The sequence below is a fragment of the Mucilaginibacter sp. genome, assembly GCF_028288185.1.
Classification (GTDB): Bacteria; Bacteroidota; Bacteroidia; order Sphingobacteriales; family Sphingobacteriaceae; genus Mucilaginibacter.
Genome location: NZ_JAQBOF010000010.1, coordinates 23,645 through 38,358, shown reverse-complemented (window position 1 = coordinate 38,358; position 14,714 = coordinate 23,645). Strand labels below are relative to the sequence as shown.

The 14,714-nt window shown below is 40.3% G+C and carries 12 protein-coding genes and 1 tRNA gene; 7 read left to right on the top strand and 6 right to left on the bottom strand.

Annotation, left to right across the window (positions count from 1 at the left end):
* Positions 1-90: 90 nt before the first annotated feature.
* Positions 91-1,068, bottom strand: coding sequence for a D-alanine--D-alanine ligase (locus JWQ34_RS04495; protein WP_299354509.1), 978 nt, complete (start codon positions 1,066-1,068; stop codon positions 91-93).
* A gap of 267 nt (positions 1,069-1,335) precedes the next feature.
* Between JWQ34_RS04495 and JWQ34_RS04490 the strand changes: the two genes are divergently transcribed.
* The 7 genes from JWQ34_RS04490 to JWQ34_RS04460 all read left to right on the top strand — a co-directional run bounded on the left by JWQ34_RS04490 (position 1,336) and on the right by JWQ34_RS04460 (position 7,363).
* The gene (locus JWQ34_RS04490; protein ID WP_299354507.1) at positions 1,336-2,106 is read left to right on the top strand and encodes a PASTA domain-containing protein; all 771 of its coding nucleotides are present in this window, start codon (positions 1,336-1,338) and stop codon (positions 2,104-2,106) included.
* Positions 2,106-2,408, top strand: coding sequence for a rhodanese-like domain-containing protein (locus JWQ34_RS04485; protein ID WP_299354504.1), 303 nt, complete (start codon positions 2,106-2,108; stop codon positions 2,406-2,408). The genes JWQ34_RS04490 and JWQ34_RS04485 overlap by 1 nt, the downstream gene beginning before the upstream one ends.
* A 15-nt stretch (positions 2,409-2,423) precedes the next feature.
* On the top strand, positions 2,424-3,476 hold the full coding sequence (gene mltG / locus JWQ34_RS04480; protein WP_299354501.1) for an endolytic transglycosylase MltG: 1,053 nt from the start codon (positions 2,424-2,426) through the stop codon (positions 3,474-3,476).
* Positions 3,476-3,883: a thioesterase family protein gene (locus tag JWQ34_RS04475; protein ID WP_299354498.1), complete on the top strand. Its 408-nt coding sequence runs from the start codon at positions 3,476-3,478 to the stop codon at positions 3,881-3,883. The genes mltG and JWQ34_RS04475 overlap by 1 nt, the downstream gene beginning before the upstream one ends.
* A 10-nt stretch (positions 3,884-3,893) precedes the next feature.
* On the top strand, positions 3,894-4,865 hold the full coding sequence (locus tag JWQ34_RS04470; RefSeq protein WP_299354495.1) for a YihY/virulence factor BrkB family protein: 972 nt from the start codon (positions 3,894-3,896) through the stop codon (positions 4,863-4,865).
* A 105-nt stretch (positions 4,866-4,970) separates the two neighbouring features.
* Positions 4,971-5,055: transfer RNA gene (locus JWQ34_RS04465), tRNA-Ser, on the top strand.
* Positions 5,056-5,452: 397 nt separating this feature from the next.
* Positions 5,453-7,363 (top strand): 7TM diverse intracellular signaling domain-containing protein, encoded by a 1,911-nt coding sequence (locus JWQ34_RS04460; RefSeq protein ID WP_299354492.1) that lies wholly within the window; start codon positions 5,453-5,455, stop codon positions 7,361-7,363.
* An 8-nt stretch (positions 7,364-7,371) separates the two neighbouring features.
* Here JWQ34_RS04460 and JWQ34_RS04455 read toward each other — a convergent pair whose 3' ends face one another.
* From JWQ34_RS04455 to JWQ34_RS04435, 5 genes are read right to left on the bottom strand one after another with little or no spacing between them, the layout of a single operon-like run.
* Positions 7,372-8,562: a glycoside hydrolase family 88 protein gene (locus JWQ34_RS04455; protein ID WP_299354489.1), complete on the bottom strand. Its 1,191-nt coding sequence runs from the start codon at positions 8,560-8,562 to the stop codon at positions 7,372-7,374.
* Positions 8,559-9,644, bottom strand: coding sequence for an alginate lyase family protein (locus JWQ34_RS04450; protein WP_299354484.1), 1,086 nt, complete (start codon positions 9,642-9,644; stop codon positions 8,559-8,561). Before JWQ34_RS04450 ends, JWQ34_RS04455 begins: the two co-directional genes overlap by 4 nt.
* A 12-nt stretch (positions 9,645-9,656) precedes the next feature.
* Positions 9,657-11,906, bottom strand: a complete 2,250-nt coding sequence (locus JWQ34_RS04445; RefSeq protein ID WP_299354481.1) for a glycoside hydrolase family 3 N-terminal domain-containing protein — start codon at positions 11,904-11,906, stop codon at positions 9,657-9,659.
* A gap of 21 nt (positions 11,907-11,927) precedes the next feature.
* Positions 11,928-13,391 carry a glycoside hydrolase family 30 beta sandwich domain-containing protein gene (locus JWQ34_RS04440; RefSeq protein WP_299354478.1) on the bottom strand — a complete coding sequence of 488 codons (1,464 nt, stop codon included), beginning with the start codon at positions 13,389-13,391 and terminating at the stop codon, positions 11,928-11,930.
* A 27-nt stretch (positions 13,392-13,418) separates the two neighbouring features.
* Positions 13,419-14,663, bottom strand: coding sequence for a hypothetical protein (locus JWQ34_RS04435; protein ID WP_299354475.1), 1,245 nt, complete (start codon positions 14,661-14,663; stop codon positions 13,419-13,421).
* Positions 14,664-14,714: the final 51 nt, after the last annotated feature.

Here is a 14,714-nt window from a genome sequence, read left to right as displayed (position 1 = left end):
TCAAAAATACAATTAACTCATTAACAAATAATTATAAAAATAGGTGTATCAAAGTGTATCATCAAGACACACGCGCAGTGGTACACCTGTTTACATATTCCCTTCTATCAACTCGCTATAAAAATCAGGCACGCTCATACCTGCCGCCCGTACCTGTTGCGGTATCAGGCTATTTGATGATTGGCCGGGTGTGGTGTTTATTTCGATGAAATAGAAATCTAACGTTCCTTCTAACAAAATAAAATCTATCCTTACCATTCCTTTGCAGTTTAACCGCACATACACTTCGGTAAGTATCCCGGCTATTTCCTCATTCTTTTCTGATGATAGATCAGCCGGCGTTATCTCTTCGGACACCCCCGAAGTATATTTAGCCTCGTAATCAAAAAAGTCTTTCGAGCTTATGATCTCGGTAGTAGGCAATACTATTATTTTGCCTTGCAGGCGGGCTATCCCCTGGCTAAACTCACGGCCTTTTATAAACTCCTCAACCAATATCTGGTCATCCTCATTAAAAGCTTTGTGGATAGCAGCCGGTAGTTTGGCAGCATTATAAACCTTACTCATCCCTACACTGCTGCCCCCATTATTAGGCTTAATAAACAACGGGAATTTTAGCGTTGAAGCTATAGTAGCAATATCGTGTCCATCACTCTTAAATAAGCGCATAGACTTGGCCGTATGTAAACCGTGTATACCATTTACAATGGTTTTGGTATAAGCCTTATTCATACTAATAGCCGATGCAGTAACATCGCAGGTATTGTACGGGATGTTTACCAGGTCCAGGTAGCCTTGCATTTTTCCATCTTCGCCCGGCGTACCGTGTATGGTAATGAATGCGAAATCAAACTTTATCTTGTCGCCCTTAACTGTTATGCTGAAATCATTTTTGTCAACATCTATCCTATTGCTGCCCTCCTCATAAAACCAACGGTCGCGATTAACCAATATGGTATAAACGTTATACTTGTTCTTGTTTAAATTGGCAGCAATATTTTGGGCGCTGTTTAAAGACACTTCGTATTCACCGGTAAACCCACCGGCCAAAAGGGCTATGTTTTTCATTAGAATAATTATTCGTTAATAATTGTTTTTCAGTGGCACTCATGAGTGCTACGCAGTTTGTTTTTAATGGTAATGAAGCTATCATGAACTAGTCTATTTCACTCCGATACGTAGACAGTAGCCCATGATGGTTTCATTGTCATACGGTCAAATATAATTATTTTTTGAAGCAGGATGTTTAATTAATACATTAGTTTTTCAAACCGATAAATCCGAAATTATCCTTATGTTTGATGCGTGATTAAGTATAATATCACCTAACTGCGGATGAATAAATTTGGGGCCTATTTAAAAACTAAATCTTTTAGAAACACTATACTGTTAGCTATTGGGTCTGTTATAGCAATAGTTTTAATAGCTTTTTTTAGTCTGAGTTTTTATACTAATCATGGCTCTGGCATACCTGTACCTAAACTAAAAGGCTTGCCTATAGACCAAGCCATCAACATATTAAAAGAGCAGGGATTTGATTACCAGGTAGATTCTGTTTATGTAGGTGATGCCCCGCCCGGGACCGTACTTGAACAAGATCCCGATCCTGAAACCAATGTTAAAGAACATCGTAAGATCTATTTAACCATGGTGACTGTTAAGGCCCCTCCTGTAGCATTGCCAGATATTGAACAAATGCCATATATACAAGCGGCGGCTACCTTATCAAACAATGGGTTAAAGGTTGGTGATACAACTTACCGATCGGACATAGCGCTTAACGTAGTTTTAGAAACAAGGATAGCCGGCCAAACTATTAAACCCGGCACAAAAATACCTAAAGGATCAAAAATTGATCTGGTATTGGGCGATGGTGTAGGCGCCAGCGAAGTTGAAGTACCTGACCTTACCAACCAGGACCTTGACGCGGTGCGGTTTGTATTAAAAAATTCAAACTTATCCATAGGGACCATTACCTACCAGGGTATCATAACCGATTCAAGCAATGTTGTGGTTGTTAGCCAGTTCCCTATGAAAACAGATTCGGTAACCAAAGTAAGCATTGGCACAAAAATAAACCTAACAGTTACACAAGCTAAAAAATAATGCAGCAGATTAGTGCAGGCAGTTTACAAAGCAGGTTGCAAAGCGGCGAGGAGCTAAATTTGCTTGATGTACGTGAGGAAATTGAATACCATACCTATAATATCGGGGGCAAAAACATTCCCCTATCTAAATTAACTGAAAAATCAGACTTTGTTCATCCTAACAAAACCGATGAAATAATTGTTATATGTAAAGCCGGCTTGCGTAGCCAAACGGCTCAATCAATTTTGATAAGCAACGGTTATCAAAATGTAAAAAACTTAACAGGCGGATTATTAGCATTGCAAAAATTGCAGTCTTAACCATACTTTTATATCATGGCTAAACAAACATCATCAGGCGGAATATTCAGGAAATTTATTATTGCCCTGGTAGTTTTGATCGTTTTAGGACTAGGGGGTACTTTAATATTTTATTATCTAAGATACTTTGGCCCTAATGTTACCGGCAACGAGGAGTACCTATACATACATACCGGCGAAGACTTTAATGACGTTTATAAAACCATTCGCGAAAAAGGAATAGTAAAAGATACCGCCACATTTTCATGGGCTGCTTATAACATGAAATATGCAGAGCATGTAAAACCAGGTAAATACCGTTTGCACGAAGGTATGAGCAACCGCAAGTTTATACGTATGTTACAACTTGGCGAGCAGGAACAGGTTGAGCTATCTTTCCACGTTTTCAGAACCAAAGAACAATTTGCAGGATTTGTAAGTAAAAAACTGGAAGCCGATTCATTAACCCTGCTCCATTACCTTGACTCGACTGATTTTGTAAAACAGTACGGTTTTAACACAGACAACGCTTTTGTAATGATTATGCCCGATACTTACCAATTGTATTGGAATATATCACCCGAGAAGTTTTATAAACGTATGTACTCGCATTATGAAACCTTTTGGACGCCTGAGCGTAAGCAGCAGGCAGCAGCCATAAATTTAAGTGAGCCTCAAGTATCCATATTAGCATCAATAGTTGATGCAGAGGCAGTTTATGACGATGAAATGCCAACTATTGCCGGCTTGTATTTAAACCGGTTACGCAAAGGCATGAAGCTGGAGTCGGACCCTACGATTATTTTTGCCATGCATGATTTTACTATTCATAGGGTGTTGAATAAATATCTATCGGTAAATTCGCCTTACAATACCTACCTGCATACTGGTTTACCTCCGGGCCCTGTTATGTTGCCATCGGTAAACGCGGTTAAAGCTGTACTTAATTATCAGAAAAACGATTACTTATACATGGTAGCTAAAGAGGATTTTTCAAATAGGCATAATTTTGCTACCAATGTGGCCCAGCATAATATTAACGCGCAAAAATTCCGTAAGGCGTTGGACGAACATAACATTAAAAAATAATGTTTGAATATTCAACCAAAATACGAGTACGTTACGGCGAAACCGATCAAATGGGTTATATGTACTACGGCAATTATGCTGAGTTTTACGAGGTTGCCCGTGTAGAAATGTTACGCAGCCTTGGCCTAACTTATAGCGGTATGGAGGCATCGGGCATAATGATGCCAGTGTTGGAAATGAAAAGCAAGTATTTAAAACCTGCCTTGTATGATGAGGAGATCACGGTGAAGGTTATCATGGATAAAATGCCGGGCGTAAAGATCTATTTCAGGTATGATCTGTACAACGAAAAAAAAGAACTGATACACCAGGCCGAAACGCTCTTGGTCTTTGTTAATATGACGACTAACCGCCCATGCCTGCCTTCGTCTGAATTTTTGGATAAATTAAAGCCATTTTTTAAGTAAATTAGCTCGAATGAGATGGGTGAATCGTTTACTTCTTCGCATAAAAATTTACCGGGCCTTTGTTAAGTGGACCAAATCTGCTGTTTTACCCGGTTTTGGTAACCTTTCTATATACGCGGTTAGTATTTCGCTCATTAATGAGTTTTTAGAAGATTCGTTGTTAAACAAAGCATCATCGCTGGCTTATAACTTTATGCTGGCGCTTTTCCCCGGTACCCTGTTTTTGTTTACGCTGATAGCCTATGTACCCGTTGATAATTTCCAGGATAAACTGCTGGAGCTATTGCATACCATTTTACCTACCTACGCCTACCTGGCTTTTGAAACTACCATAGAAGACATTATCAAACATCGAAATGCAAGCTTATTATCTTTAGGATTTATCACCGCTTTATATTTTGCAACCAATGGTGTAAGCACCTTAATGCAGGCATTTAATAATTCATCGCTTATACTCGAAAAACGTAGTTGGTTAAAGCGCCGTGGCATTGCTATGTTACTTACTATAATCATCAGTATAGCGCTTATTATAGCTATAGCGATTATGATAGCCGGCGAAAGTGCTATAACCTACCTGCAAAGCCATATTGCCAGCAAAAGTCATTTTTGGATATACCTGCTTATACTATCCAGATGGTTAATTATTATAGGCATATTCTTTGTTACTATATCGCTGTTATACCGTTACGGGCCATCGCATAAATTAAAGTGGGCATTTTTAAGCCCGGGGTCTATATTGGCTACAGGGTTGGCTATTTTAACGTCATTAGGGTTTACCTATTATATTAACCATTTTGCATCATACAATAAAATATATGGCTCCATAGGCACCATTATCGTGGTGATGTTGTGGTTATATTTAAACTCGCTGATATTGTTAATCGGGTTTGAATTAAACGCAAGTATTGACCTTTCTAAACGTAATTTAAAAATTGTAAAACCACGTTTTAACAACTTTCGTGCAGAAAAACTGATTGATTAGATTTACAATCAACTAATCATCAATCATTTATGACCTTTTAAAAAATTGTTAAAAAAAGTGAAAATCAGGTTTGGCAATTCGGCCCGGATTTGTACTTTTGTCCCCGGAGAGCTGGCAGAGTGGTCGATTGCGGCAGTCTTGAAAACTGTTGACTGTAACAGGTCCTGGGGTTCGAATCCCTAGCTCTCCGCTCCTTATCTTTAAAACAGATAAAAAGCGCTATAAATATGACATTTATAGCGCTTTTTATGAATTCTCATTCAAACTGATTCAAATAATCGCAAAGTTCGGGGTCTTAATTTACACAGAACTTTACCGACTAATACCGCCGCCTGCCCCTGTCAACCGCCGCCACATTGCGGGGACCACGGCCTCGTGCCCGTCAAACAACTCCGGCAACTGCCATGCGTCAGGCTGTCCGGCACGCCAAAGGCCTCGGGCAGCATATTCCGCATTCGATTCATTAAGATCCATAATAAATGTTAATTTTTGGTAGTGATATCGCTTAATTTCTTCGAATTTTAGGATGGGATATGTTATATTTGAGTACAATTACAAACCAATTAGGCCATTTTATTGTATTACCAATGCGTATCTCTGATTTGAAGGTCCTGCTGTTTCTTGGGTGCGCGTTTTTTTCGGTCAAAACGGCTTATGCTCAAAACGTGGTGCTTGTTGATACTACGGTCAAACAGCATAAATTTGTACAAAACGAGCTTGATTATCTGAAAGATAAAAGCAATAAGCTAACTTTTGATGAGGTAAAGCGTCTGGACGGAGACTTCATCCATAACAATGTTTATTATCCAAGCAATAACACTAATAAATATGCCTATTGGTACCGCATAAAAGTGCACTTTAAGCAGTCGATCACTAAAAGAACCTGCCTTTTTGAATTTTTTGACCAAACGACTGATGAGGTTACGGCATACATCTCTAACGGCAAAGGCAGTTATAAAATCTCCAGTTCGGGTGCTGATGCCAGTTTTACTAACAGGCTTTACCTTCATAAAAACTTCGAATTTTTAATTACCGATCCATCCAAAGGTGAACATACGTATTATTTTAAAGTTCGCTCAAAAAATCCTGTTAAGGTAATTATAGTATATCGTACGGTTGATTATTTTATCCAGTATGCACTGTTAGAATATTTCAGCTTTGGGTTGTTCTATGGCATGATATTGATTTTTTGTTTCCATAACCTGTTAATGTTTACAGCAATAAGGAAGAAGCAGTACCTGTATTATGTGATATACATTATATGCGTAGCGTGGTATGAAATGAGTGTCGACGGTATCGCATTTCAATATTTATGGCCAAACACCCCAGTCTTAAATGATTACATGTATGGCATTGCTATGTATTTGGTAAGTGTGTTTGCATTGATATTTACCAAAGAATTGTTACAGGTAAAGCAAAAGTCCTACAGGCTTTACTATGCCATAAATATTATTCTTGTTGTAAGAACGATATATTTCTTATACTGCTTGCTATTTAACAAGGGGCTGTTTATTTACAAATTTGTGGAGGTTATTCCACTTTCTATCGCCTTCGTCACTGGTATAAACATATATCGCAGGGGCTTTAAACCGGCAAGATTCTTTGTATTGGCTTATGCGGTACTATTTACCGGTTTCATAGTTAAAGCAATTACCGCTTTAGGATACGCGTACTTTTTACCCGAGTTTTTATCATACTATAGCATAGGTTTTTGTTTTGTGGTTGAGATGTTGTTTCTATCATTCGCTATTGGCGACCAGGTGCGTATTATGCGGAAAGAAAAAGATGCCGCACTTGATGAAACCATACAGCAAATGGACATCAACAATAAACTTAAAGACACCATTAACCAGGAATTGGACTTGCAGGTGAAAGCAAGAACCAAAGAGGTTATAAAAAAATCTGAAGAGATCTTAACGCAGTCGCAAACTATTGAGCAGCAAAACCAATTATTAGAAAGCACCAATCACCAACTGGAACTACAGGCAGCTGAAATTAATCGAATGAACATTTTGCTTGAAAAAGATAATGTTCAGCTTCAAAACGATATAGAAAAAGTTACAGACGCCAGGGCACTGTCAACTGAGCTTAGTTTTGAGGAGTTTAGCGCCAAGTATCCCGACCAGGAAAGTTGTAATAAATTCCTGTCCGATTTAAAATGGCAAAACGGTTATCAATGTATTCGTTGTAATCATGATAGCTATTCGGGCGGCAGGGTGCCTTACAGTCGCCGCTGCACCAAATGCAGCTATGAGGAATCGGCTATGCACAATACTATTTTCGAAAATAACCGCATCCCCATCAACAAAGCCTTTTATATAGTATACCTGGTTTATAGCAGTAAAGGCACCATATCATCTTACCAATTATCGCAAAAGATAGGTATTCGGCAAAGCACCTGCTGGTCTTACGCCATCCGTATAAAAAAAGTATTGAGCGAGCAAAAGCGGGCCAGGAAAAAAGGTGCCCAACAGGGTTGGGTAGCCCTCGTAATGTAATCATTGTTTTATAACCGCATGCCTTTAGCTAAACGGTCCTGGCGGGTTAATGCCTCTAAATAGTAATAATCAGCATAACTTATCGGCACATCAATTTCGCTTTTAGCGGGCTTATGCCCGGTGCTATGCAACAAAATAAATCCCTGGCTTTCGCCCGGCCTGGCTGTATAGTTATTGGTTAGGCTATAAACTATCTTATCGGCAGTTGCTTTATATAATTTACTATTGGCGCTATAAGTACTTAACTCGTAAAGTGCCGATGCTATAATAGCTGCTGCAGAAGCATCGCGCGGTTCGTTAGGAATTCCCGGCGCATTAAAATCCCAATAAGGCACTTTGTCGGCAGGTAAAGTAGGGCTGTTTAGTATAAATTGGGCAATGTGCTCGGCCTGCACTAAATATTTCTTATCGTGGGTTTCGCGGTAGCACATGGTAAACCCATACAAAGCCCATGCCTGTCCCCTAGCCCATGCGGACTCATCGGCATAGCCCTGGTGTGTTTGGCGATGGCGTACCTCGCCGGTTGCAGGGTCATAATCTACTACGTGGTAAGAGCTGTAATCGGGCCTGAAATGATTTTTAAGTGTAGTGTTTGCATGGGTAACGGCTATTTTATAAAAACTTGAATCGCCAGATAAACGGGTGGCGGCAAACATTAGCTCAAGGTTCATCATATTATCTATGATCACAGGGAAAGGCCATTCCTTACGCCCATCCCATGATTTTATACAACCTACAGCGGGATTAAAACGGGTAGACAAGGTTTTGGCAGCTGTTACAATTACATCTTTATAATGTGGGTCATTTGTAAGGCGATAGGCATTACCCACGCTGGTGTATATTTTAAAACCAACATCGTGGCTATCGCCATTATTTTGTTCAGGTTCTATTTTAGCTGTGAAATCTTTCGCGGTTTCCAGCCATTTTTTGTTATGTGTATAGTCATACAGGTACCATAATTCGCCCGAAAAAAAGCCACTTACCCAGTCTCTTGATGATATAAGTACCAGGTTACCTTGCGCGTCAACAGTACGAGGCGCTACCAGGTTTGGTTTGGTAGCTTTACTTTTGGCATCGGCTGTTGCTTTTAACAAAACCTCTGTTTGGTCTTCAGCAAATTTAAAATCCTTTTTTGCGTCATGCTGCGCGTAAGCCATTGTGGTAACAATGGTTAATAGTATGGTAGCTATCTTTTTCATTTAATATGCGTTCTAACTTTATTTAATACCAGCTGCCAGTCGTTATAATTATCGCCGTTTACTTTTTTGATGATCTCCTGTAAAGAAGGATCAAAATAACTTGCCAAAGACAGTACCAAAATACCTGATTTCGGTACAAAATTAGCCGGCTCGTATCCTTTTTCGTGGTTGGCTGCCCGGTCGCGGTCAAACTTTACGGTGCTGTTTAAAAATTCAATATGAGTTTTCTCGCCGGTGATAAATGGCATCAGGAATTGTACCGATTGCTGAATTGACGATTGACTTTTAGACTGAAAGGTATAGTAATTTTTACCAGTGGCCCTATTTATAACTATTATTGCTTTTAGTAATGGTTCAAGCGTATACACATGATAATGTAGCGCGTCCCGTTGTTTAAAGTCGAAACCCGAACCGTCTACAAATAGATTTTGGGCTATTTGTTTTTCAATTTCATCATTAACATATTGCTCCTGTTTTTTACTATGCAGCGTGTAAACAATAAACGTAATAACTTTTAAGCGGTGCGAGTTCCAGTTATTAATCGCAGTTAGTTTTCCTGATTTTAACGATTCGCTGTTTATCTGCTCACTTGCAAATTTATCCAACCAAGCATCTATATCCGCTTTTGTCTGCGCATTCACTTTATCCCTTACCAGGTCATACCCGGCTATCAGATCTTCCAGTTTAGTTCCGTCTATTGGGTCGCCAGTTGGTTGGTTTATTTTTGCCCAGGCTGTTAAATACTCAGTGGCTTTATTTAAATATTGCTTATCGTTATAAAGCCTGTAATATAGCGCCAGCGCATAGATCTTAGGCGCATCATCAACAGCCTTCAAACTTGCTGTTTTAGCCGGGTTTCCTGCCAATAAACCCTGCGATGTGATCTTTTCGATAGGATTGGGGTGGTCATTTAAAGCTTTTTCGGCAGTAGTTTTTATGGGTTCAAATATCGCCCTTACCTTGTCATCGGTTTTGATGGCATTTGCCAACGTCTTAACCTCGGTACTAGATAAACTAACAAACTGGGCCTTTACCGGTGCATAGGCACATATTAGAAATACAAAAACAAAAAGCTTTGCCATCGGGATGCGGGTTTATTGCACAAGCTCAAATTTACTATTTAATATGATATGATCTGATGAGTTGCCTATCATTACATCAAAAGTACCGGGCTCGGTTGTCCAGTTCATTTTCTGATTGTAGAAAGATAGTTTTTCTTTATTGATCACAAAGGTAACCGCCTTACTCTCGCCGGCCTTCAAGTAAACTTTTTCAAAACCTTTTAACTCTTTTACCGGGCGTGTAACGCTGCCTACTTCATCGCGTAAATATAGTTGCACTACCTCTTCGCCGGCATATTTGCCTGTGTTTTTTAAGGTGCATGTTACTTTGATGTTTTCATTAGGCTTAATGCTTATTTTATTCAGTTTCAGGTCTGACAATTCAAATTGTGTGTAACTTAAACCGTAACCAAACGCGTAACGCGGACTGTTTTGAAGGTCTGTGTATCCCGATTTGTAGCCGGTGCCATAATCGTTAGTTGATGGCCTGCCGGTGTTTTTGTAATTGTAATAAACCGGGATCTGCCCTTCAGATCGTGGGAACGATATAGGCAGCTTGCCTGATGGATTATAGTCACCAAACAGTACATCTGCTATGGCGTTACCTGCTTCGCTGCCCAACCACCATGTCTGCAGGATGGCATCAGCGTGGTCTGCAGTCCAATTAAATATCATCGGGCGGCCAGACATCGTTAATACAACAATGGGCTTCCCCGTGGCTTTAATGGCCTTAATAAGGTCCTCCTGCACGCCGGGTAAATGTATGTTTGCTTTACTTTTGGCTTCGCCTGTCATATCAAAATGTTCGCCTACTGCAAGCACCACAACATCAGCCTGCATAGCGGTTGCAACTGCCTGGCTAAAATTTGCTTTTGAGGTATCAGTTACATCACAGCCTTGCGCATATAGTAACTTTGTTGTCTTTCCAACCTTGTTCTCTATTCCCTCGTACGGCGAAACCAAATGGTCATTGTCCCACTTAACCGACCAAAAACCCATCATATCTATATTTGATTTAGCCAGCGGGCCTATTACCGCGATGATTTTAATTGTTTTTGACAGGGGTAATAACTGGTTATCGTTTTTCAACAATACAATGCTATGCTTCGCGATATCGCGCGCGGCGCCCCTATTTTCGGGCGAATTTAATGTGTTTTTTTCGCGCTCTTCATTGCTAAAGCGATAAGGATCATCAAATAATCCCATCTCAAATTTTTTGCGCAGGATACGTTTTACCGCCTCATTAATTGTAACGACAGATACCTTTTCCTCTTTTACCAATTGCGCAAGGTTTACAATATAACTGTGGCTTTCCATATCCATATCGCTGCCGGCATTAATAGCCAGCATGCCTGCTTGTTTATTGTCAGTTGCAAAACCATGGTTCACCATTTCGCCTATTGATCCCCAATCACTTACCACAAAACCCTTAAAGGCCCATTTGCCTTTTAAAATATCGCGCTGCAAATAACTGTTACCTGTTGCAGGCACACCATTTAGATCATTAAATCCGTTCATAAAGGTAGCGGCACCGGCATCAAGCGCGGCTTTAAAGGGTGGAAGGTACACTTCCCAAAGTGTGCGGTCGCTCATATCGGTTGTGTTATAATCACGACCACCTATTGCCGCACCGTATGCAGCAAAGTGTTTGGCACAAGCCATTATCGCATCCAAACTACCTAACCCTTTACCCTGGAAACCTTTTACCCGCGCACCAGCAATTAATGAACCTAAATACGGGTCCTCTCCAGCACCTTCCATTACCCGGCCCCAGCGTGGGTCGCGGGCAATGTCAACCATTGGCGCAAATGTCCAGTGAATACCTGCTGATGCTGCTTCTTTACCAGCTATCCTGGCCGATGTTTCTATCATACCCAAGTCCCAACTTGCGGCTTCGGCCAAGGGAACCGGGAAGGTAACCCTGTAACCATGTATCACATCAAGCCCAAAAAGCAACGGTATTTTAAGGCGCGATTGCATGGCCAGTTCCTGCACCATCCGGGTTTCTTTTGCGCCCTTTACATTAAGCATAGAACCTACTTTGCCGGTTTTTATCTCATTAAATTTGCTGCTATTAGGTGTAAGCGGGCCGGTAGCTAAGCGGTCGCTGGTGTATTGGTTAAGTTGGCCAATTTTCTCGTCCAGCGTCATTTTAGCCAATAGCGTTTTAACTTTAATATCAATTGCATCGGCACTTTTAGGTTGAACAGGTTTTTTTTGTGCCGATAGCGTAAGACTTAAATGTACCAGGCTTAGTATAAGTAATATAGTATGTCTTTTCATTCTGATGGTTTAGGTTTCAGGCTACCAAACAAATGTTGCTACCGAGCCGCCACCAAGCGATGCAGTTACTATTTTGTTATTAAATTTTATGTTGAAGTTTTGCAGCGTGGCCGATGTATTTAAAACAATCAAAACCTTTTTGCCATCGGCAGTTTTAAAGGCTACATTGCTTAAATTGTCGGGGGTATTAGAGTCTATACGTACCGATCCGGGCCTTACAAATTTTGACGCATGTGCAACTATATAATAAGACACATTGCGCGTTACAGTAGCGGGCCCGATAGTTAGCGCACCCAAACAAGTAGTGCAGCCACCAACGGTATGCGGGCCGTAGCCTGCATCTGCAGCAAGATTCCATTCTAATACATTACGGCTCCAGTTACGGGTAGCGCCAATAATTAAATTATTAACGTGCCACGAAAGATCGCCGGCGAAATTACCGGGCCCACCAACCCATTGCTCGGTAAAATAAACGTTTTTGGTAGGATAGGCATCATGCACTGCCGACATAGAAGTAATGCTACCGGAATATAAATGAAATGCCGAACCATCTACATAAGGATTAGCGGCTGCATCGGCTAAAACAGTTAAAGGGTAATCTGTACGATCTAAATTATGATCGTATGATATAATTTTAGTGGTTATGCCCGCCGTTTTAAATTGTGGGCCTAAATAGTTTTTTATAAATGCAGTCTGTTCGTTGGCCTGCATTACCAAGCTTGGCGTATTATTAGGGTTTAAGGGCTCATTTTGCGGCGTGATGGCATCAATAATTATGCCTTCGGCTTTCATGGCCTGGATATATTTTATGAAATACCTTGCGTAAGCATCATAATAAGTTGTGCTTAGGCTACCTCCTCTGAAACTATTATTAGTTTTCATCCAGGTAGGCGAAGTCCATGGGCATGACAATATTTTTATGGACGGATTGATGGCTATAATTTTTTTAAGGATAGGTATCAGGTCTGTTTTTTCCTGGTCGATGCTGAAATATTGCAGCGCGTTATCTGATGTTTGCCCGGCCGGCAATTCATCATAAGTAAAAGTTGTAGCACTTAGATCAGACGCACCTAAACTAATCCGCAGGTAACTCACCCCTATTTTGGTGCTATCGGTTGCAAATAGTTCTTTTAACAAAGCATCTTTTTGTGCGGCGGGTAAATTATTAATAAGCGTTGCGCTGCCGCCGGTAAGTGTGTAGCCAAAACCATCGATGGTTTGGTAAGTCTTTGTAGTATCAATGGTAATTGTGGGGTTTGAATTTGTGCCCGAACTAAAAAGCAGGCCAATATTTTGTTTTTGAAACAACGAGCTTTGGTCTGGCTGCGTTAACCACATTGCTACATCAGTTTTAACAGGTGCGGTAACAACCGGGTCGGGTGTTGTATTTGTACCACCTGTAACAGGTTGTTTTTTTTGGCAGCTGCCGGTTGCAACAACAACCATAAACATTGCTGTAAAAAAATAAGTTTCTTTTGTTTTCATGAGGAGATTTTATCGTTAGTGACGATGTTAATCGCTTTTTTTAATATTATTTATTAATGATAGTATCTGTTTGGTTTGCTCGGGGTAAACCGCAATTTGGTGTGTATGTAATAAGTATGGCGAATTTTGATTTTGTGCCGACATTTTGAATGATATCAGTCTTGATGGCATTGCAGGCATGTGGCAGTCAATACATTTACCTGCTATTGCGTTGCCTAACTGCGGGGCCATTTTGCAAAAGTTATGGGTTTTTGTTTTATGACAGTCCAAACATTTTTGTGAACTAATTACCGGGTCATGCTTTTCTTGCTGATGTACATCATGACAGGTGGTACAAGTTAAATTTGTACTGTTAATATAACATTTGCTGCGTTGCAGCAATGTTGCCTGGTTGCCATGCACATCAGGCTCTGTAGTCATTCCAAAATTGGGGTCATAAAAACTTGCCAGGTTATCGCCGGGCTTATAGCCAAAGGTTGATTTTTCTGTTTTCAAGTCATTGCCGCCATGACATACTGCACACATATTAACCTTTAGTTGCTTGTTTAATGAGTTGTAGGTTGTAATATACCTGGCTGTTTTAACAGTTGGGTTTTCTAAATGAAATTGTACATGGTTAGCGGCCGGGCCATGGCACCGCTGGCAATCTATGCCATAAATTATTGAATGTTTTGAAAATTCTTCGGCGACAGATAAAGGACCGGTTTGCACAAAACTCTTTTTAAGGTAAGACCCATGACATTCAAAACAATGACTTACAATTGCCCTGTCATAATAAACTACATTAGACGGAAAACCCGGACTAATGCCCCAGTCATTTATTGTATCAAAAAAAGATAATGGTAATTCATAAACCCGGTTTCCTTTCCAGTAACCATATGTTTGTGCTTTTTCATTTGCGCCAAACGCGATATCCATTTTTTGGCTGCGTACTTCTTTACCTTTAAACCAGGCAGTCTGGTAAATGCCGTCTTTACGCGTTTCAATAATAATTTTCAGATCGTTATTATAAATAAACGAGTGGTTTCTGGCTCTTGATTTTGCCGGTAAATTATTGCCGGTAATAGGGCCTGATGTTTTAAAATGGGCTGTGTGTATGTAAGAGTTACTTATATTTTTGTGGCAGCTTGCGCACGTGGTTTCATCAGCATAAGCTTCACCTCGCAGGTCTGGCTTTTGCCCATTATCGGAGGCGCATTGCGAAAGAAATGCAGCCAGTGTGAATAATATACCTGAGATAATAACAATGAATAAACGGGTGCTTCCCTTCATAAATAATATTGATATAATTACCCGGTTAATCTTTCATTAAAATATAGAAGG